Genomic DNA, 20,450 nt, shown 5'->3' on the forward strand with positions numbered 1-20,450 from the left:
CGCGATACATCAATACGGAAAAGTTACATGCTGAAAATTTTTAACACGCTTAGTCGACAAAAAGAAACTTTCACGCCAATTCACGCGGGCAAAGTCGGAATGTATGTCTGTGGGATTACCGTCTACGACCTCTGCCATATCGGACATGGCCGTACTTTTGTTGCCTTTGATGTGATCGCCCGTTACTTACGTTATAGCGGCTATCAGCTTAACTACGTCCGTAATATTACCGACGTTGATGACAAGATTATTAAGCGTGCTAACGAAAAGGGCGAGACTATCGAGCAGCTCACTGATCGCATGATCGCCGAGATGCATAACGATTTTGCGTCGCTAAATATCCTGCCACCTGATAGCGAGCCGCGCGCGACCAAACATATCGATGACATCATCGCGTTGACTGAGAAACTCTTGGCTCGAGGCCATGCCTACGTGGCCGATAATGGCGATGTCATGTTCGATGTTATGACAGACAAGCAGTACGGTGTACTCTCTCGTCAGGATCTTGATCAATTACAAGCCGGTGCGCGCGTAGAAGTTGCCGACGTGAAAAAGAATCCTATGGACTTCGTACTGTGGAAGATGGCGAAACCGAATGAGCCGGGTTGGGATTCACCGTGGGGGGTTGGACGTCCAGGCTGGCATATTGAATGTTCCGCGATGAACTGCCAGCAGCTGGGGACCCATTTCGACATCCATGGCGGCGGCTCAGACCTGATGTTCCCTCACCATGAAAATGAGATAGCGCAATCGACCTGTGCCCACGACGGCCCATATGTTAACTACTGGATGCACTCAGGCATGGTCATGGTCGACCGAGAGAAAATGTCGAAGTCGTTAGATAACTTCTTTACAGTACGCGATGTGCTGCAACATTTTGATGCAGAAACGGTGCGTTATTTCCTGATGTCGGGCCATTATCGCAGTCAGCTAAACTACGGTCTCGATAACCTCGAACAAGCGCGCGCCAGCCTAGAGCGCCTTTATACCGCACTACGCGGCACGGACTCGCAGGCAGCACCGCTCGCGGATGCTAGCTACGAAGAGCGTTTTCGTACCGCGATGGATGACGACTTTAATACCCCTGAAGCCTACTCTGTCTTATTTGATTTAGCGCGTGAGGTGAATCGCTTGAAAAGCGAAGATGCGCAATCCGCGAATGCGGCAGCCGCAAAACTAAGGGAGCTGGCAGGCGTTCTCGGTATTTTGCAGCAATCTCCAGAGGCCTTTTTACAACAAGGCGCACTAGATGAAGACGTTGCCGAGATTGAGTCGCTGATCGAGATGCGAAATAACGCGCGACAAGCTAAAGATTGGGCGCAAGCGGATGTCGCTCGCGATAGATTAGCCGCGCTAGGCATTGTTCTGGAAGATAGTGCTCAAGGGACTACTTGGCGACGTAAGTAAGCTATCGTTACCGCCATCCAGCAAAAATTAAGCTGGGTGGCTGTATAATTTCGGTACTCAATCAATACCAATTATTACTGATAGTGATAATTTATGACCTGACACGTCATGTCGCTATTCGTGTTAAGAATAATTTTATACCCTTGCCGAGTTTTTATTTTTTCAAACTAATGTCGTGCGTTAGCGCGCGACGGCGGCTGATGCTGTTTCTTTTACAGGACACTTTATGGATAACGCTCTGTCTACCTTACCTAAATTTAGTTGGAAAGCGCTGGGGCTCGCGCTTCTCTATTTCTGGTTTTTCTCCACTTTTTTACAAATCGTCATTGTTGCCAGTGGTTACAGTGGCACGAATGGATTGCGCGACTCCCTATTATTTAGCTCACTGTGGCTCATTCCTATTCTATTATTACCGCGCTTAACCAAAGTGTTGGCTGGGATTATTGGCGTGGTGCTGTGGGCCGCCTCGGTCGCTGCACTCGGCTATTATGTGATTTACGGGCAAGAGTTTTCGCAAAGCGTTCTCTTTGTAATGTTTGAGACAAACGCTAACGAAGCGAGTGAGTACCTCAGCCAATATTTTAGCCTGAAGATGATTGCCGTGGTTGTGGTCTACACGTTAATTGCATTTTTCTTATGGACGCGTCTACGCCCGGTCTACCTACCGAAGCTCTGGCGTTGGGTCGTCAGTATTGGTCTATTGTATGGCTTGATCCTCAATCCGATTGTGATGAACACCGGTATCAACCATCAACCGATCGATAACACGCTAAACAGCCTAGCTTCGCGCATGGAGCCGGCTGCGCCTTGGCAGTTTGTCACCGGTTATTATCAATACCGCCAGCAGCTGACGGAAATGGATAAGCTATTAAGCAAAAACAATCAACTACCGCCTCTGGCCGATCTGCGAGATAGCTCGGGTAACGAACCTCGTACTTTAGTCTTGGTGATTGGTGAATCGACACAGCGCGGAAGAATGAGCCTGTATGGATATCCGCGCGAAACGACACCCGGCTTGGATGCATTGCATAAAACCGACCCGCGTTTAACAGTGTTTAATAATGTGGTCACCTCACGTCCTTACACGATTGAGATTTTGCAACAAGCGTTAACCTTCGCAGATGAACAGCACCCCGATCTGTACCTTACCCAGCCATCATTGATGAATATGATGAAGCAGGCAGGATATAAGACGTTTTGGATCACCAATCAGCAAACGATGACCGAACGAAATACGATGCTGACCGTTTTTTCTAAACAGACTGACCAGCAGTACTACATGAATCAGCAGCGTACTCAGAGCGCGCGTGAATACGACACTAATGTGTTAGGCCCTTTCCAGAAGGTGCTTAATGATCCCGCGCCAAAAAAATTCATCATCATTCATCTGCTCGGGACGCATATAAAATATAAGTTCCGTTATCCGGAGAATGAGGGCGTTTTTGACGGAGACAAACAACATTTGCCTGCGGGGCTTTCCGCGGAGCAGACGGAGACCTATAACGATTACGATAGTGCGCAACACTTCAACGATAAAGTGGTGACGCAAATCATTAAAGACTATCGTGCTACGGATCCTAATGGTTTCTTGCTCTATTTTTCCGACCATGGCGAGGAGGTTTATGATACTCCGCCTCATCAAACCCAAGGCCGTAATGAAGAGACGCCAACCCGGCATATGTATACCATTCCGTTTATGGTATGGACGTCAAGTTCTTGGCAAGCCGCACATCCCCGCGATTTTTCCGCGGACATTAATCGCCCGTACAGTAGCTCGCAACTGATTCACACTTGGTCAGACCTCTCGGGGCTGAGCTATCAGGGATACGATGCTACGCGTTCGGTGGCTAACCCAGCTTTCGTGAAAGCGACGCGTTGGATCGGCAACCCGTACAAAAAGAATGGCTTAAAAGATTACGATGCCTTGCCTTATGGCGATCAAGTGGGCAACCAGTAATTGAAACTCCCCCTGTACGGGGGAGTTCTAAAAAATTCACAAAAAATGCAGTAAGTTCCATGAGAATTACTAATTAGCACTTAATGTGTAACTAAGATTGTCTCATTTTTTAAACTTAATTCATGAGAGTAATCCGATCACTTAGGTGTTTACCATGACGTCTGCGCATCCATCCCTCAATTTATCCGATGAGCTTTTAATAGCGAAAGGTCGGCACCGTGCTTGCTATCAACATCCCACTAATGCCGAGCTATGCATAAAAGTTCATCTCAATGCCCATGATGATCTAGAAACAATACGGGAAGTTCGCTACTTCAAATGGTTGCACAGAGGTCATGAAAAGCTTGCGGGTATAGCCGATTATTGCGGGAAGGTTTCGACGAATTTAGGCACCGGTTATGTCTATGAGCTAGTCAAAGATTACGATGGACAAGTGTCAAAGACATTGGAGCATTACTTAAAAAATCTCGACGATACGCTATTGCAAGCGATAGATATTTCATCCGCCTATCGCGAGTTTAAGCGTGCCCTACAGCGGCAATATATTTCGATGATGAACTTAAAAACCTACAACATCGTGTTTCGTAAAGAGAGCGAAACTAAAGGGCATTTTTATCTGGTCGATAATTTAGGATCCGCTAATCTATTACCGTTAAGCTACTTTTTTAAATCCATCGCTTCCCGTATGTTGCGGCGAAAGTTCTTACGCTTTGAGTCCTTGGTTGCAGAACGCTATCACTTCTCCCTCGATTAACGGTAGATAGCAGAGGCACTTACTGTAGATAAGCCTCGATAAGGCTCACCTGTTGTGCATCGAAATCGATAGTGATCCTAATCCCTAAGGGTAGCGTGAGCATTGGGTGTGTATGGCAACAATCGAAATTATTCACGATAGGAAGCGTTTGATTGCCGAGCACTTCTAGAAGGACATCAATAGGCTGTCGACCACTCCCCGCCGCAGAAAATTGTTCGTGCTTACCGAGTATAATCGCGCTAACCCTCTCGAAAACGCCCATCAGCTTGAGGTGGGCGAAAGACCGTTCTACCGTGGCAATGCTTTTAAGACTATCTTCGATAAAAAGGATATCGCCGTGTTGGATTAATGGCATATATGGCGTACCAATAATCCCAGAGAGGGTATTTAGGTTACCGCCGATCACGCGTCCTTCAATTACACCGTGACCCAAAAACTCGCAGTGATTAGGGTAGAGTTTTTTCGGTCTATCCTCTTCAATGAGTTCCCAGTTTAACCGTTCATCTGTCCAGTTTGCAGGCAGCAGATATTGATAGGGTAGTGGGGGACGTTCAATAAGAAGTTGATGGAAAGAGTGATAGGTATGGGAAACCAGTGGCGGATATTCGCCAAATGACGCCACTAACGCGGGGCCATAGAAAGTGATGAGACCCGTCTTCGCATAAATACCCACTAACAGCGCGGTGACATCGGAATAGCCAATGATAATCTTAGGATCGTTGCGCAATGCATCGTAGTCAATATAGGGCAGTAAGGCGTTGCTATTATTGCCGCCGATAGTTGACATAATGCAGCGAACCTCGGGATCGCGGATCAGTTGGTTTAGCTCTGTAGCGCGCTGTTGAATAGTTCCCGATCGATAATAGTCAGATTTTCCAGTTAGTGAGCCTGCCTTTAATTGGAACCCCTTATCCCCTAAATATTTTTTTGCCCGCGCGTAACGCTCTGGAGCGCTCACCGTCACCGGCGATGAAGGCGAAAAAAAACCAATAGTATCGCCGAGTTTTAGACTTCGGGCGAGTAGCGGCAGCGGCGTAGTCATACAGTTCCTCGTAAAGCTAAGTGGGTGTTCAACCTTATCGCTCGCCACATTGTTCGTAAAGCAAAAGATAATACGGGTATTTTCGAGATAGCTCTCGTGCATGGCGTGTAATAATCGTACGGTTTATAACTTTGTTATACACTAGGTCCTAGGATGCATTTAGAACTAGGACTCTGTATATGTCGTTGAACAAACTTCTCCAGTCGCCGTCCGCGTCGGGAGTATTACTTATTCTCACCTCGCTGGCGGCAATTATTTTATGTAATACCGGTGGCGAACCCCTCTATGCTGCATTCGTTCATCATTCGGTCTCTGGCTTTAGCATCGAAAAGTTCGTTAACGATGTATTGATGAGTATTTTTTTTCTACTCGTCGGCTTAGAAATTAAGCGTGAGTTTTTAACCGGTCAGCTCGCACAATGGTCGCAACGCATTCTTCCAGGCGCGGCGGCGGTAGGGGGAATGGTGGTACCCGCAGCCTTCTACCTATTCATTAACCGTCATCAACCCGAAACGTTAGCAGGATGGGCGATCCCCTCCGCAACCGATATCGCTTTTTCGCTCGGGATTTTGTCGCTGCTCGGTAACAAAGTCCCGCCGTCGCTAAAAGTCTTTTTGGCAGCGCTAGCGATTATTGATGACTTGGGGGCGGTGATCGTTATAGCGCTATTCTATACGTCAGGGATTGACCTGATGATGCTCGGCGCTGCACTCCTTACGGTGTTAGGCTTGGTTATCCTTAATCGACGTGGCGTCACTGCGCTTCCTATCTACTTATCCATCGGAGTATTACTATGGTACTTCGTCTATCAGTCGGGGATCCACGCCACAGTGGCTGGCGTTTTACTTGCGCTATGTATTCCCCACTCTGGTCAGAAACGTGGACGGCCATCGGCTTTACTGACGCTTGAGCATCAACTTGCGCCTTGGGTGAGTTTTCTTATTATCCCTATTTTTGGTTTTGTTAATGCTGGAGTGAGTTTTATTCACACGACATCTGATCAACTCTTCAATGGCGTCCCCATGGGAATCATGGTCGGATTACTAGTCGGAAAGCAGTTAGGTATCGGGCTTGTGGCTGTGTTATTGGTTAGCTGTGGTGTCGCGCAGTTACCGAAAGGCGCAACAGCTTTACAATTCTACGGTGTGGCAATACTGTGCGGGATTGGCTTTACCATGAGTCTATTTATTGGTGGGCTTGCGTTTCCCGACAGCCCGCTGCGACTCGATGAGGTGAAAATTGGGGTATTAGCTGGCTCGTTATTATCAGTTGTCTGTGGGGTATTGGTTCTACAACTCGCTCACCGTGGAGTAACTCGCAAAAACTAGGGGTTCCTCGCAGGGGTGGCATTCGATCTTAGGCCGAATGCTTACACCAGACGCCACAGGTTCGGCATAGGATGACGACGTCATCCCGAGGCGAGAGGTCGGTTACCATTATCGGTTTGAGGGAAGGGATGCCCAATAACTGCTCAACGTGCCTTAGGAGGGATTCGGTGAACGGAAAAATAGCACGAACAAATCCGCCGGAAAGTTTTCCGTGACTTGAATCGGTAAAATCAGTCGTTTTAAACACTGAGTTCAACCGTCTTGCGCCGCAAGCGCTGACTTTTTTACTATTGCACATCGGACATTTTTGCATCGTCTTTTCCTCTGCAACCAACCATAGTTAATTAATCGATTTTTGCCAGCCTAATTCTTATAAATCTGTGAAGGTGCACCCTAACTCATAACGTCTATCGGCCTCGGCGAGCTATGCTGCTTCTCTCAGAGGGGCTATCAATGAACGGGGGAACTTACTTTTTGCAAAGCACCCTATATTCCGAAAAGCTTCGTTAATTTTTTCGTCTTGATACCGTTGGAATATTGATGTTAATTTTTTAAATAGAATATTTATGATCCGATCGCTATTTTTAATACTGAATACGTGATAGAACTAAAAAAATTAACTGAGAAAGAGAAGGTGGTCTCGCCTCTGAGAATAATACAATAAGGTAAATGCGGCATTTACTCATGGAATAGATTATATAGAAAGAATTACTCATCAAAGGAAGGAGTTAAAATGAAGCCGAAGGAAGGGCTGTTAACCTATTTGGCTGAAGGGAACAATAACCCTAATAGTCGTTATTATTCAAGAAAAATTCATTGGCCGGGGAATTATGCGCAGTGTAATACACTGAGTTCTGGCGTCACTATTGGGAGAGGGTATGACCTTAAATACCGGACAGAGGGAGAAGTAATCAGTGACTTGGTACTGTGTGGAATCCCTTTTGACAAAGCAAAAAAAATAGCAAAAGGCGTTAAAAAAAAGCCATTGTTTAGCAAGTGAATTTATAAAGGAGAACCGTGACTCTATTGGGGAGATAACTGAAATTCAACAAATAAGATTATTTGAACGAACGTATCAAATATACGTTAACGATTCTAAAAGATACTACAATAAGTTTAAAAAAACAGAATCTGTTTCTTGGGAAGAATTAAAAAAAATTTTGAAAGATGTTTTAGTTGATATGAAATATCAAGGAAGATTGGAAGCCAACATGATCCCTATATTCGGTGAAAACGATAAACTTAAGATTATAGCATTATTGCGTAATAGAAAAACACTATTGTCTGATGAACAGGCCCGAAGAAGAATCCCATACATAGAGCAGGAAATGGAATGAAAAAATATATAATTTCAATCTTCTATTTGGGCTGTACTATAAACGTGTTTGCTGAAGAAAAAGATATTATCTTTTTTAAAAACGAAAGTTTAGACAGCTGTTATAGGAAACCAATGTCTCCGGCAGTTCAAAACTGCATGATTTACCTGTCAGGTCAGAAAAAAAGAGAATATGAAAAGCAATTCAAAGTGCTATTAAAAAAAGCAGAAAACGTTAAGGGTGAATTCCATAACTACAGTCTATTTTTGAAGTCTTTATATTTGGCTAAAAGTAAATGGGATGAGTATATTGAGGGGGAGTGTATGGCTCAGGCATATTTGGATGAGAATGAAAGCTTTGCTTTCCACATTGACAAGAACGTCTGCTTAATTAATGGGTATAATGAAAGGATTATATATTATAAAAATTATCAGTTTTAATGCTTTATAGTAGAAGAGCGGGTTATATAGTTATTAGGGGGAATAGTTAAGAGCTTATAAGGGTTCTTCAGGTTGAAGGTTATCATTTTTATTACGTTCGCTATGTTATTGCGGGCGAGTAGGAGATAGCCTTGATATTACTGGATTATGGTAGTAGGCAAGTTAGGGTGATAAATATACGGATTAGCACAAATTTATCAGCGTTAAGAGTTTTTCGATGAAAAACTCCGTTTCTTACTTTCAAACATAAGTTCCAAAGGAAACTATCCAGTGCTCGGTTATAATAATTTAATAACCCCCTGATTATCTCGACAACGTAAATCTGCGCTTTCGATCACCGCCTCTAGGAGCCTCCGATTTCGGAGCCACCTATTTTGTGCGTAACTGTCGGCAACTCTCAGAGAATGATCTAAGGCAATATTCTGGCTTTGTGAGCCAATGTCATTGGCTTTTAACAAACAGGGTAAGCAATGTTTACTCAGTCGATGCTTTCGATCACCAGATAACAGAGTAACTATCGGTAACTCTGTTGTAGAGCGTGTGTCTGTCCAACTTCTCGCCCTATAGTCTAGCTATCTGCAGCACTGTCATTTCTAGTAATTTACGGTTTAACATGACGGGGTCCTGCTATCTCCTACTGTATTAAGTTTTATTGATAGTCAACTATCTGACTAATTATCGGCGGTTTCTGCGGAATTGAGGTTTAAGTAGAGCCTCATATAAAAAGGTTAATTGGTCATAGTTCAATGAGTCGGTGGCCACTCTAACCACTTTTATGAATATATCCTAACTGAATAACCTGTTTTAATAATTTAATCTAGCATGCTTATACTTTCTTAAATCCATCAAGGAGTTACAGGCATGAACGATAAAATTCCCACTGTACATAGTTGCGCGCGCCCGCTAAGCGCGCTGAGTAGCCCGAAAGAGGCTATACGTCAGTTCACGCCTAACTGGTTCGCCGCGACCATGGGCACGGGTATACTGTCTCTGTCTCTTGCGCAGTTCCCTTGGTCGGTTCCGGGGTTGCGACTCATCGCGCAAGGACTCTGGATGTTTAACATCTTACTCTTTAGCGTCTTTGCCATAATGTATCTGGCCCGCTGGGTAATGTACTTCGGTGAAGCAAAGCGCATCTTTGGCCACTCAACTGTATCCATGTTCTTCGGCACTATTCCGATGGGCATGGCTACCATCATCAACGGCTTGCTGGTGTTCGGTCTTCCTCTGTGGGGCGCTGACGTCATTCCGGTGGCACAGGTACTGTGGTGGCTGGACGTGGCGATGGCGCTGCTGTGCGGCGTGTGTATTCCTTACATGATGTTTACCCGGCAGAAGCACAGTATTGACCAGATGACCGCCGTTTGGCTACTCCCGGTCGTGGCGGCGGAAGTTGCTGCGGTAAGTGGCGGCCTACTGGTACCACACATTGCTGACGCGCACACGCAGCTCGGTATTATTATTACCAGCTATGTGCTGTGGGCATACTCAGTACCGGTTGCGCTGAGCATTCTCACCATCTTACTGCTGCGTATGGTGCTGCACAAGCTGCCGCACGAAAGCATGGCAGCCTCAAGTTGGTTGGCCCTAGGGCCTATTGGCACTGGCTCGCTCGGCATGTTGGTCATTGGCGGAGCTGCGCAGGGGGTGTTTGCGGCGGCGGGTATGCCGGAAATCGGTCATATCGCACAAGGCATTGGCTTTGTGGTAGGCATTATCTTTTGGGGTTGTGGGCTGTGGTGGATGCTGCTCGCTACGCTTATAACCATACGATATTTCCGTGAAGGTATCCCTTTCAACTTAGGTTGGTGGGGCTTTACCTTCCCATTGGGTGTATACACTGTGGCCACGCTTAAACTATCGGTAATGATTGACCTGTCATTCTTTAAGGGCTTCAGTACGCTTCTCGTTATCATGCTGGTTATTATGTGGTTGATTGTTACGGTGAAGACAGTATGCGGAGCGTGGAGCGGAAAGCTTTTTTCTTCTCCCTGCTTGGCTGGGCTGGATGGGAAATCCTGAGTGGATACTTAAAAATAGCTTTGCTGGCAATGCGGTACTTTAGCAAGTCAGGCATATGAAACGCTTAGTCAGTTGAATCCTAGCCTTGATTTACCGACTAGTGCGTACTTGAAATGTGTAATTATGCTATGTATTTTTCTTAAAGGTTCCCGCCAACTATGAGAACCAGGGCTGCGAACCTTAGCGTGAACTGCGAACCATTAGAGGTCACCACCATCAGATAGCTTATAGGGTTTGTCTTGGGCTTTGGCAGTATCTAGCTGACGGGCATTTAGCTTCATTTTGGGGGTATCTATTTCATTGAACCTGAGAATCCCCCACTTGTGAGTGGATGACAATGGATATTACTGGACGTTAGTAGACAAGAGATTGGCTGAGATGGTTGATTTTACTGGGATGAGTAGAGGTTACTGGAGGGTAGTGGATGTTGAAATGGTGCGCCCTATAGGATTCGAACCTATGACCTACGGCTTAGAAGGCCGGTGCTCTATCCAACTGAGCTAAGGGCGCCCTGATTTCTGTCACGGATTATACGGTTGAAGGGGCATGAGTCAATCACTTTACGCGACGAATCAGCTTATTGCTGAAGCTTTAACCATAATTCGCAAATCTTAACCTGACAGTTTTGTCTGCATCTGACAAAATACCCAGATTCCCCCTAATAGCCTAAAAGTGGATTTTATCCGGATGTCAGCGAAAATTATTGATGGTAAAACGATTGCGCAGCAAGTTCGTGCTGAAGTTGCTGCTGGAGTTCAACAACGTCTTTCTGCTGGAAAGCGTGCGCCGGGTCTAGCGGTTATCCTAGTCGGAAATAATCCCGCTTCAGAGATCTATGTTGGCAGTAAACGTAAGGCGTGTGAGGAAGTGGGCTTTATCTCCCGCTCGTACGATCTTCCTGCAACCACGAGTGAACAAGCGTTGCTAGAACTTATCGACCAGCTTAATGATGATCAGGCTATCGATGGCATTCTCGTCCAATTGCCGCTACCGGAAGGTATCGACAACGTCAAAGTTTTGGAGCGCATTGCGCCGAGTAAAGATGTCGATGGGTTTCACCCTTATAATGTTGGCAGACTCTGCCAGCGCGCGCCGATACTTCGCCCCTGCACGCCACGTGGGATTATTACCTTATTAGAGCGTAATCAGGTTGATACCTTCGGGTTGAACGCTGTTATCGTCGGCGCTTCCAACATTGTTGGGCGCCCGATGGCGCTAGAATTACTTCTGGCGGGTTGTACGACTACGGTCACACACCGATTTACCAAAGACCTTCGCGCGCATGTAGAGCGTGCAGACTTGCTGGTGGTCGCGGTAGGTAAAGCACACTTCATCCCTGGAGAGTGGATTAAGCCTGGCGCGATTGTCATCGATGTAGGGATTAATCGCTTAGAAAACGGTAAAGTGACTGGCGATGTCGATTTCGCTACTGCTTCCCAACGCGCATCACTTATCACGCCGGTACCAGGTGGAGTAGGGCCGATGACGGTAGCAACCTTAATTCAAAATACGTTAGAAGCCTGTGAAAAATATCACAGCGGAGATCATCAATAATGCAGCAATTTTCTTTAGGTAAACACGCCCACGTCGACCTCTGCGATCTACTTAAACTTGAGGGACTGACAGAAAGTGGTGCGCAAGCCAAAATCGTTATCGATGCCGGAGAGGTCACCGTTGATGGCCAAGTCGAAACACGTAAACGTTGCAAGATCCATGCGCAGCAGGTGGTCAGCTTTGCAGGACAATCGATTAAAGTGATCGATTAATTTTACACCATGACCGAATGGCTTCTGGCGATTCGGTCATTGGCTCAGAGAATCCTTAATTTGTTATTAAAATCCGCACAGTGCATCTCTGCGCTACCCTAAATCATAAATGTTGTTATAAGATTGTTTAATATTTATCATTTAGGATCGGACAAAATAATGAACAAGCTTTTATCCTCTCTATGCCTTATCGCCGCGTCGGTAGGGAGTGCTGCGGCTTTTGCTGCACCGTTCACACTCAGTTCCCCCGATTTTACCGCGGGTAAACTTCTGCCTAGCGCGGCAGGGGGCAAGCCGGGGAACGATCCTGCTTGCCATGGGCAAAATATTTCCCCGTTACTGGAATGGCAAAATGCGCCAGCGAATACCAAGAGCTATGCGCTGATTATTCAAGATCCACAGGGTAAGAACGGTCTTGGGGTCACCCATCTGGTCGCCTACGGTATTCCGGCAACCACTCAACGTCTGGAGCGTACCGCGCTGAGTAACGGTAAAGGGTTCGTGGGTGGACTGAATAGTAAAGGGACTGAGGCCTACGTCGGACCTTGCCCCCCTCCGACACTCGATTTGCATTACTACACCTTCACATTAATCGCGACTGACCTTGCACCGACAGCGCTGCCGGCGGGGCTATTGCGTGAAGAGCTGCTCCATCGTCTCGAAGGCCATGCGCTCGCCGCTGCAGGAACAGTTGCCGGCTATCAAGCGCAGATCCCCCACTGATAGTTAAATCGAGATCGCATCTGTGCTAATACTCTTAACGTTGTTAAGCAGTGTATTATTACTCTTAACGTTAGCCCCACTTTCCCACTGCCGCTATTGGTGGGTGAGGGTGTGGGATTTTCCACGCGTACAATTGTTGGTGATTGCGTTAGCGTTGGCCCTAACCTCTAGCTATTACGAGCTGGAATCGACGTTATGGGTAACTCTGCTGCAATTCGTCACGTTAGGCTGTGCTGCATACCAATTACTCTGGATCTATCCTTACACGCCTTTTGCGCGTAAGCAGGTTAAGGACGCGCGGCCACAATGGTCTGGAACCACGCTTAAAGTCATGGTATCGAATGTATTAACGCCTAACCGTCAGGCTGACAAGCTGCTCGCGCTAGTCGAACAACAGCGGCCAGATGTCTTAGTCGCGGTCGAAACGGATCAATGGTGGGAGGATCAGCTTAAGCCCTTGGAACAACACTATCCTTGGGTCATTCGCTGTCCACAAGACAATCTTTATGGGATGCATGTGTATTCGCGGATCGCCGTACGCGATGCCAAGATTCAGTACCTCGTCGATGCTGAGATCCCCTCGGCGCATCTGCTCTTAGTGACGGAGGAGGGGACTGAGGTGAGTCTACATTGTCTTCATCCTACGCCCCCTAGCCCAACAGAGAACGATGTTTCCACGGATCGGGATGCAGAGTTAGTTATGGTGGGTAAAAGCGTCAAACAGCGCGACATACCGGTTATCGTTACGGGGGATATGAACGATGTCGCATGGTCACGCAGTACGCGCTTATTCCTCAAAGTCAGTGGACTGATGGATCCGCGTCGTGGGCGGGGCATGTTCTCGACGTTCCACGCGAGCTATCCTTTCCTTCGCTGGCCCCTCGACCATGTTTTCCACAGTAAGCATTTTGTTTTAAAAGCGCTAAAACGGCTACCGAGTATTGGCTCCGATCACTATCCCTTCTATGTGGAGTTGCTTTATCATCCTGAGCAGGGCGCCGAGCAGCAAGAATTGCAGCATAACGGTGCGGATGAGAAGTTGGCGAGAGAGGTGTTACATACCGTCGCAGGTGACGAAAAACACGTTCATCGTCCTGGAGGGTAAAAATATCTCAACTCCCCGTACTGTCAGACATGGTTCCGGTTCCAAAAAATAGGGGTTTTGCTGGCTGAATATCAAGCAATTGTACAAAAAAACGATATTTATCACTTTTTCATCAGATCTTACTGGACAAATGGCTCCGCAATTGGTGTACTAGATACCGACACAGATTTAGTGTCTTTTTTAATGTAAAGGTAATATAGATGTCTAAGATTAAAGGTAACGTTAAGTGGTTTAATGAATCTAAAGGATTCGGTTTCATTACTCCTGAAGATGGCAGCAAAGATGTATTCGTACACTTCTCTGCTATCCAGAGCAATGGCTTCAAAACTCTTGCTGAAGGTCAACGCGTTGAGTTTGAAATTACTGATGGTGCTAAAGGCCCATCTGCTGCTAACGTTATCAGCCTGTAATTTAACAGCCAGAATTCAAAAACCCGCCTTTTAGGCGGGTTTTTTTTTGCTATAACGTTGTAAGAATGTTAATACGCAATCTGTTACAGATCACAATTGTGTTATAATCCTACTCTATCATGATAGGTGTCATGTCCTGCTAGGTAATGAGGTTGAAAGAGAGTTATGGAAGGTATTAGCTTAGCCAAGCTGTTAATCATTGGCGCATTAATCGTTTTATTGTTTGGTACGAATAAGTTACGTTCACTAGGTGGCGACTTAGGAAGTGCAATCAAGGGCTTCAAGAAAGCGATGAAAGAAGAAGACTCGACGGCGAAAACCCCCGCTGCCGAAGAAGTGACGGCAGATCGCGTCACGCATAAAGAGTAATCTCACGCTCAATTACGACTTATTGTAAGTAAATATAAAAAAAGCCAGTATTCGAATGAGTACTGGCTTTTTGCTGTAGGGAAGGGGCTATTTAATTTCGATACCTTGCGCCTGCATATCGGCATGGTACGAGGAACGGACGAAAGGTCCACAAGCAGCGTGGGTAAAGCCCATCTCCATGGCAGCCTCTTTCATCTCATCAAACTCTGCAGGGCTCACATAGCGCTGCACAGGCAGATGGTGACGGCTAGGTTGTAAGTACTGGCCAAGGGTTAGCATCGTCACGCCATGGCGGCGCAGATCACGCATAACCTCTACAATCTCTTCGTTCGTTTCGCCTAATCCTACCATCAGTCCTGACTTAGTCGGAATTTCAGGATGCTGCTGCTTAAATTTCTCCAGTAAAGTTAATGACCACTGGTAGTTGGCCCCTGGGCGCACTTGGCGATATAAACGGGGGACATTTTCAAGATTATGGTTGAAGACATCTGGAGGAGACGCTGAAAGGATCTCTAAGGCTTTATCCATGCGTCCACGAAAGTCGGGAACCAGCGTCTCGATTTTAATCGTCGGGCTTTTTGCGCGGATAGCATCGATACAGTCGGCAAAGTGTTGTGCACCACCGTCACGCAAATCATCACGGTCAACGGAGGTGATCACCACATAACGTAATGCCATGTCTGCAATAGTCTGTCCGAGTTTCTCTGGCTCGTTGGCGTCGGGGGCGACAGGACGACCATGGGCAACATCACAGAATGGACAACGGCGCGTACAGATAGCCCCAAGAATCATAAAGGTGGCTGTTCCGTGGTTGAAGCACTCTGCCAGGTTAGGGCAGGAGGCTTCTTCACAGACTGAGTGTAGGCCATTTTTACGCATCGCTGCTTTAATCCCTTGAATGCGACTTGAATCAGCAGGCAGCTTAATCTTCATCCACTCGGGTTTACGCAGGACTTCTTGGCGTTCAGTGACAACGGTCTTCACCGGAATCAAGGCCATTTTATCGGCGTCACGGTATTTAACGCCGCGTTCCATCTGTATTGGTTTGCTCATAAGGTATTCCGCATCACTGTCAGAAGAATCTCGCCTTATCGGAGAGTAATTCAACTTTTCTGATAAATTTGCAAAAGTATATCACTAGGCCGCTGCTTACACAGCCTCAAGCGCACAAAAGTTACAAGTTTGTAAAAGAAAGCGGATGAGTACTGGGTATTGGGCAGTCGGTGATTACCTTGGGGTAATGAACGTAATGGGTAAAATGTTTGACCAACGCTTCGGCGACCGCTGTTTGGCTTCGAGAGCTACCGAGGTCACGTAATTGTGTCATCGTCAATCCTGCGTAACCACAGGGATTGATACGGTCAAAAGGTGAAAGATCCATATCAACATTTAGTGCTAAGCCGTGGAAAGAGCAGCCATGACGGATACGCAGTCCAAGCGAACAGATCTTCTGTTCTGCGATATAAACGCCCGGTGCATCGGCGCGCGCATAGGCGTCGAGCTTATCGTCAGCAGCGGTCGCAATCACTGTATTCTCTAACGTCGTCACCAGATCTCGGACGCCAAGTTTACGACGGCGGATATCAATCAACACGTACATGATCTGTTGGCCGGGACCATGATAAGTGACCTGCCCGCCGCGATCACTCTGCATCACCGGAATATCGCCGGTTGCCAATAAATGCTCAGCCTTCCCGGCTTGTCCCTGTGTGAAGACCGCCGGGTGTTCGACGAGCCATAGTTCGTCGGCGGTTTGCGGGCTACGCTGATCGGTAAACTGATGCATCGCCTCTGAAACCGCTGCCCACTCTTGCTGCCCAAGATAACGGACGATAAGGGGCGACTGTTCAATACTCGCGGCTGGCTGGCTGTGGTTCATTACATCACCATTCGAACAATTTCGATATTACCTAATTCTTCGTATAAGGTTTCGACTTGGTCGATGTGTGTCGCATTAATGGTGATAGAGACCGAGTGATAGTTTCCTTTACTACTCGGGGTAATAGTCGGCGAGTATTCGCCTGGTGCATGGCGCTGTACGACCTCGATAACCTGATCAACCAGTTCAGGCTGAGCGAGGCCCATGACTTTGTACGTGAAAGGGGTGGGAAATTCTAGCAGCTCATTTAATTTGGTTTTCATAGTCACTCCAAGAGAAAAAAGACTCCCGCGAACGCGGGAGTGAAGATTACTAAGTATGTGGGGGTCAGAACGCGAAAATCAAGGGATTTAGCCAAACCAGTGATGGAACATCAGCTTAATATGGTCGACGATCTTACTGAAAAAGCCCCCTTCAGGCACCGCATTGAGCACCATCAGCGGACGCTTATCGATAATTTTTCCATCAAGCTGGAAATTAATGGTTCCGACGACTTGGTTTTTCTGAAGCGGGGCGTGTAGCTCTCCCGAATTTAAGACATAGCTGGCCTTGAGATCCTTCATACGCCCACGTGGGACGGTGATATAGACGTCTTTATTAACGCCTAACTCAGCTTTATCGGTATTACCAAACCAAACGGGTTCTGAGGCAAAGTCCTTGCCCGCTTTAATAGGGGAAATCGTTTCGAAAAAGCGGAAACCCCAAGTCAGTAATTTTTTACTCTCGGTTTCGCGACCTTTATAGGTATGTCCGCCCATCACCGCAGAAATAAGCCGCATCTGGCCCTCTGTGGCGGAAGCGACCAAATTGTAGCCAGCGGAATTAGTATGGCCAGTCTTGATACCATCAACGTTCATACTGGTATCCCACAGCAAACCATTACGATTAAGCTGGCGGATATTGTTGAAGGTAAACTCTTTTTCGTGATAGATCGCATATTCTTCAGGGACGTCGCGGATCAGCGCTTGGCCGATTAGCGCCATGTCGCGCGCTGAGCTGTATTGCCCTTCGGCGTCTAACCCATGCACGGTTTGAAAATGGGTGTTTTTCAAGCCGAGCGAGTTAACGTAGTTATTCATCAACCCGACAAAGGTGTCTTGACTACCTGCGACATAATCAGCCATGGCGACGCACGCATCATTCCCCGACTGCAGGACAATACCGCGCGTAAGCTGAGAGACCGGTACGCGGTCGCCCGGTTTAAGGAACATCAACGATGAACCCTTAAATACCGGGTTACCTGTCGCCCACGCATCTTGTCCTACGGTGACGAGATCGTCTTGGTGAATTTTACCGGCTTTAACCGCCTGACCAATAACATAACTGGTCATCATTTTGGTTAAACTTGCGGGATCGCGACGAGCATCGGCATTTTTCTCAGCGAGGATCTTGCCTGAGTTATAGTCCATCACGATATAGGCTTCGGCATCGATAGCGGGTACGCCTGGGATCATCGTTTGTACAAGTGTATCGTCAGCGTATACGCAAGGTCCAATCAGTGACGCCGTGAGGGATAACAAGGTCAAGCGCTTAACGATCTTTAGAGTGAAAGCTTTATTCATTGTGACGTACTCATTCAGAGGCGTAGCTAAAGACCCACTACACTGAAAGAGTAGTGGGCGTCGGTGAGTCTATTAGTTATTATTTGAAGTAACGAATGAAGTCAGATTGTCCTGTGCGAGGCGCTGTTGCAGCGCGGTTGCTTCGCTACGGCTACCATAGCCGCCAAGCTGTACGCGATAGACGTTACCATTTACCGCTTCAACGTGTCCGGCAACATTGTAATGCTGCGCGAGTTTCTTTTGTAACTCGTTAGCGCGTTCTGCATTATTGACCGCAGCAACCTGGACGACAAACCCTTTACCACTACCATGACTTGATGCAGCCGGTTTGGTGACCGGCGGATTCACGGCTGGAGTGGTATGGGGAGTTGAGGCGGCAACGGTCGCCGCAGCGACGGCAGGTGCAGCGGACGGTTGGGTTACCGCTGGTGCCTCTTGCGGTTCATCAGACTCTAATACGCCGCTGCGTAGGGGTTGCGGCGCACCTTGTAGACCATTACTGTGCACGGGGGCACCGCTACTTCCATTGCTTTGCAGTTCACTGTTGTCTACGGCGCGTACATTGGTATCTGTAGGCGCAGTTGGCGTGGTGACAGGGGGTAATGCGGTGCCACCGGGGGCGGCTGATTCACTCGTCGTCATCCCGCCGTCAAGATCAGGGCGTGCAGGCAGATCATAGCTCTGCTTCGCGACTCGAGTCCCGATGGTTCCCGGGCCCGATAGCGTCCCATCGGGGGTAACGTTAATGACATCGATGCGCACACGACTATTATTTGAGGTATTCAAACGGGTGGCCGCAGCAGGGGAGAGGTCAATAATACGTCCAGGGATAAACGGACCACGGTCATTAATGCGCACGACGATCTGCCGGTTGTTCGCTAAATTGGTCACGCGAACATAAGAGGGGATCGGCAATGTTGGGTGCGCAGCGGTGAATGCATCCGTATCAAAAGCTTCACCGGAGGCGGTGCGATTACCTTGAGCGTCCGCGCCGTAAGTAGTCGCTAAACCAATTTGGCTAAAGTTTTGCGTATCCGTCGCAATCTTATAACTAATACCATTAACGGTATAATTGTTATTAGCGGTACTGTTGCGAGGCTCGTATTTCGGTTCAATACCTGGGATCTCCACCACCGGGCCATTATAGGCAGGCAAAGGTGGGGCGGTGTAATTCTGCTGTTGCTGATCTGACGAACACGCCGCTAACATTAATGATGCCAAGCTAATTCCAAGCCATTCCTTTCGCATGTCTGCCTCTTATACGCTTTTAGATAACATTTTTCGATGAGTATGAATTGACATTACAATGCCAAAACCTGCCATTAATACCACTAATGCAGAACCCCCATAGCTAACCAAGGGTAAGGGGACCCCTACCACTGGCAGGATCCCGCTGACCATACCAATATTCACGAACACGTAGACAAATAAGATTAGCATTAAACCTCCCGCCATTACACGGCCGAAGGTGGTCTGTGCACGGGCAGCAATAATTAATCCACGGATAATTAACAGCAGATAGAGAGCGAGTAAACCCAGCACACCGATAAGCCCTAACTCCTCAGCTAATACCGCAAAAATAAAGTCGGTATGGCGTTCAGGTAGGAATTCAAGTTGTGACTGCGTACCGTGTAACCAGCCTTTACCTCGTAACCCCCCCGATCCGATAGCGATCTTCGATTGAATAATATGGTAGCCAGCTCCAAGCGGGTCACTCTCAGGATTAAGAAGCATCATGACACGGTCGCGCTGATAGTCATGCATCAAGAAGAACCAGAGTATGGGGATAAACGCAGCGAGAAGCAGTACGGCAATACCAATCAATCGCCAGCTCATTCCAGAAAGGAATAGAACGAAAATCCCTGATGCGGCGATCAAAATAGCCGTTCCGAGATCCGGTTGGGCAGCCACCAATAAAGTAGGCAGGGCGATCAAGACTAGCGCGATAGCCGTATTCTTGAGAGAAGGCGGGCAGATATCGCGATTAATAAAGCGTGCCACCATCAGTGGCACCGCAATTTTAGCAATCTCCGAGGGCTGAAAGCGTACGACACCAAGGTCGAGCCAGCGCTGCGCGCCTTTACTAATATGACCAAACGCATCGACGGCAATGAGTAGAACGACGCTAAGAATATAGAGATAAGGCGCCCAACTTTCATAAACACGGGGAGGGATTTGTGCGAGGGTCAGCATGAGTGCTAACCCCATGCCAATTTGCCCGATCTTACGCTCCATCATGCCGGGATCTTGGCCGCTGGCACTCCAGATAATAAAGCCGCTATAGGTCAATAGCGTCAAAATGATAATCATGAACATTGGATCGACGTGGATACGTGTCCAGATCGACTGTTTCTGTGGGTGGTCACTCAT

21 protein-coding genes, 1 tRNA gene and 1 pseudogene are annotated in these 20,450 nt (G+C 47.4%); 13 read left to right on the top strand and 10 right to left on the bottom strand.

Annotation, left to right across the window (positions count from 1 at the left end):
* The first annotated feature begins 27 nt into the window (after positions 1–27).
* The 3 genes from cysS to HGT70_RS09990 all read left to right on the top strand — a co-directional run bounded on the left by cysS (position 28) and on the right by HGT70_RS09990 (position 4,118).
* Positions 28–1,407 carry a cysteine--tRNA ligase gene (cysS, locus tag HGT70_RS09980; protein ID WP_214195749.1) on the top strand — a complete coding sequence of 460 codons (1,380 nt, stop codon included), beginning with the start codon at positions 28–30 and terminating at the stop codon, positions 1,405–1,407.
* 226 nt (positions 1,408–1,633) lie between these two features.
* Entirely contained in the window at positions 1,634–3,364 is a 1,731-nt protein-coding gene (locus tag HGT70_RS09985) for a phosphoethanolamine transferase CptA (protein ID WP_214195750.1), read from the top strand.
* A gap of 154 nt (positions 3,365–3,518) precedes the next feature.
* Entirely contained in the window at positions 3,519–4,118 is a 600-nt protein-coding gene (locus HGT70_RS09990) for a YrbL family protein (protein ID WP_214195751.1), read from the top strand.
* A 19-nt stretch (positions 4,119–4,137) separates the two neighbouring features.
* On the opposite strand, the gene HGT70_RS09995 is transcribed toward HGT70_RS09990, so the two are convergent.
* On the bottom strand, positions 4,138–5,160 hold the full coding sequence (locus HGT70_RS09995; RefSeq protein WP_214195752.1) for a S66 family peptidase: 1,023 nt from the start codon (positions 5,158–5,160) through the stop codon (positions 4,138–4,140).
* Between the two features lie 179 nt (positions 5,161–5,339).
* On the opposite strand from HGT70_RS09995, the gene nhaA reads away from it, so the two are divergent.
* Entirely contained in the window at positions 5,340–6,488 is a 1,149-nt protein-coding gene (gene nhaA, locus HGT70_RS10000) for a Na+/H+ antiporter NhaA (protein ID WP_071434526.1), read from the top strand.
* A gap of 28 nt (positions 6,489–6,516) precedes the next feature.
* Here the strand turns inward: nhaA and HGT70_RS10005 are convergent, their stop codons facing one another.
* Complete coding sequence (locus HGT70_RS10005; RefSeq protein ID WP_157725238.1) at positions 6,517–6,801, bottom strand: hypothetical protein; 285 nt, start codon at positions 6,799–6,801, stop codon at positions 6,517–6,519.
* Positions 6,802–7,221: 420 nt separating this feature from the next.
* On the opposite strand from HGT70_RS10005, the gene HGT70_RS16625 reads away from it, so the two are divergent.
* The 3 genes from HGT70_RS16625 to HGT70_RS10020 all read left to right on the top strand — a co-directional run bounded on the left by HGT70_RS16625 (position 7,222) and on the right by HGT70_RS10020 (position 10,266).
* Positions 7,222–7,488 carry a lysozyme family protein gene (locus HGT70_RS16625; protein ID WP_241568903.1) on the top strand — a complete coding sequence of 89 codons (267 nt, stop codon included), beginning with the start codon at positions 7,222–7,224 and terminating at the stop codon, positions 7,486–7,488.
* Positions 7,489–7,821: 333 nt separating this feature from the next.
* On the top strand, positions 7,822–8,244 hold the full coding sequence (locus HGT70_RS10015; protein ID WP_071434531.1) for a hypothetical protein: 423 nt from the start codon (positions 7,822–7,824) through the stop codon (positions 8,242–8,244).
* An 861-nt stretch (positions 8,245–9,105) separates the two neighbouring features.
* Entirely contained in the window at positions 9,106–10,266 is a 1,161-nt protein-coding gene (locus tag HGT70_RS10020) for a TDT family transporter (protein WP_214195753.1), read from the top strand.
* A 203-nt stretch (positions 10,267–10,469) separates the two neighbouring features.
* Here the strand turns inward: HGT70_RS10020 and HGT70_RS16630 are convergent.
* Positions 10,470–10,547, bottom strand: a pseudogene (locus tag HGT70_RS16630) (DUF4102 domain-containing protein); the annotation flags it as partial.
* A 152-nt stretch (positions 10,548–10,699) separates the two neighbouring features.
* Positions 10,700–10,776 (bottom strand) — tRNA-Arg (locus tag HGT70_RS10025).
* Positions 10,777–10,953: 177 nt separating this feature from the next.
* Between HGT70_RS10025 and folD the strand changes: the two genes are divergently transcribed.
* From folD to tatE, 6 genes are all read left to right on the top strand, one after another.
* Positions 10,954–11,820: a bifunctional methylenetetrahydrofolate dehydrogenase/methenyltetrahydrofolate cyclohydrolase FolD gene (gene folD, locus HGT70_RS10030; protein WP_071434572.1), complete on the top strand. Its 867-nt coding sequence runs from the start codon at positions 10,954–10,956 to the stop codon at positions 11,818–11,820.
* Complete coding sequence (gene ybcJ, locus HGT70_RS10035; RefSeq protein WP_071434574.1) at positions 11,820–12,032, top strand: ribosome-associated protein YbcJ; 213 nt, start codon at positions 11,820–11,822, stop codon at positions 12,030–12,032. Before folD ends, ybcJ begins: the two co-directional genes overlap by 1 nt.
* A 159-nt stretch (positions 12,033–12,191) precedes the next feature.
* On the top strand, positions 12,192–12,755 hold the full coding sequence (locus tag HGT70_RS10040) for a YbhB/YbcL family Raf kinase inhibitor-like protein (protein WP_241568906.1): 564 nt from the start codon (positions 12,192–12,194) through the stop codon (positions 12,753–12,755).
* A 13-nt stretch (positions 12,756–12,768) separates the two neighbouring features.
* Positions 12,769–13,860 carry an endonuclease/exonuclease/phosphatase family protein gene (locus HGT70_RS10045; RefSeq protein WP_422047371.1) on the top strand — a complete coding sequence of 364 codons (1,092 nt, stop codon included), beginning with the start codon at positions 12,769–12,771 and terminating at the stop codon, positions 13,858–13,860.
* A 200-nt stretch (positions 13,861–14,060) separates the two neighbouring features.
* A complete protein-coding gene (cspE, locus tag HGT70_RS10050; protein ID WP_006118399.1) occupies positions 14,061–14,270 on the top strand; it encodes a transcription antiterminator/RNA stability regulator CspE in 210 nt (69 codons plus the stop codon).
* A gap of 165 nt (positions 14,271–14,435) precedes the next feature.
* Positions 14,436–14,639, top strand: coding sequence for a twin-arginine translocase subunit TatE (tatE, locus tag HGT70_RS10055; RefSeq protein ID WP_071434581.1), 204 nt, complete (start codon positions 14,436–14,438; stop codon positions 14,637–14,639).
* 87 nt (positions 14,640–14,726) lie between these two features.
* On the opposite strand, the gene lipA is transcribed toward tatE, so the two are convergent.
* The 6 genes from lipA to mrdB form a co-directional block, all read right to left on the bottom strand.
* Entirely contained in the window at positions 14,727–15,692 is a 966-nt protein-coding gene (gene lipA, locus HGT70_RS10060) for a lipoyl synthase (RefSeq protein WP_071434583.1), read from the bottom strand.
* Between the two features lie 121 nt (positions 15,693–15,813).
* Positions 15,814–16,518 (bottom strand): lipoyl(octanoyl) transferase LipB, encoded by a 705-nt coding sequence (gene lipB, locus HGT70_RS10065; RefSeq protein WP_071434584.1) that lies wholly within the window; start codon positions 16,516–16,518, stop codon positions 15,814–15,816.
* Positions 16,518–16,781: a DUF493 family protein YbeD gene (gene ybeD / locus HGT70_RS10070; protein ID WP_071434586.1), complete on the bottom strand. Its 264-nt coding sequence runs from the start codon at positions 16,779–16,781 to the stop codon at positions 16,518–16,520. Before ybeD ends, lipB begins: the two co-directional genes overlap by 1 nt.
* Positions 16,782–16,868: 87 nt before the next feature.
* The gene (gene dacA / locus HGT70_RS10075) at positions 16,869–18,080 is read right to left on the bottom strand and encodes a D-alanyl-D-alanine carboxypeptidase DacA (RefSeq protein ID WP_071434588.1); all 1,212 of its coding nucleotides are present in this window, start codon (positions 18,078–18,080) and stop codon (positions 16,869–16,871) included.
* Between the two features lie 72 nt (positions 18,081–18,152).
* Positions 18,153–19,328 (bottom strand): endolytic peptidoglycan transglycosylase RlpA, encoded by a 1,176-nt coding sequence (gene rlpA, locus HGT70_RS10080; RefSeq protein ID WP_214195755.1) that lies wholly within the window; start codon positions 19,326–19,328, stop codon positions 18,153–18,155.
* Positions 19,329–19,337: 9 nt separating this feature from the next.
* Complete coding sequence (mrdB, locus tag HGT70_RS10085; RefSeq protein ID WP_071435261.1) at positions 19,338–20,450, bottom strand: peptidoglycan glycosyltransferase MrdB; 1,113 nt, start codon at positions 20,448–20,450, stop codon at positions 19,338–19,340.

The sequence above is a fragment of the Rosenbergiella collisarenosi genome, assembly GCF_018494085.1.
Classification (GTDB): Bacteria; Pseudomonadota; Gammaproteobacteria; order Enterobacterales; family Enterobacteriaceae; genus Rosenbergiella; species Rosenbergiella collisarenosi.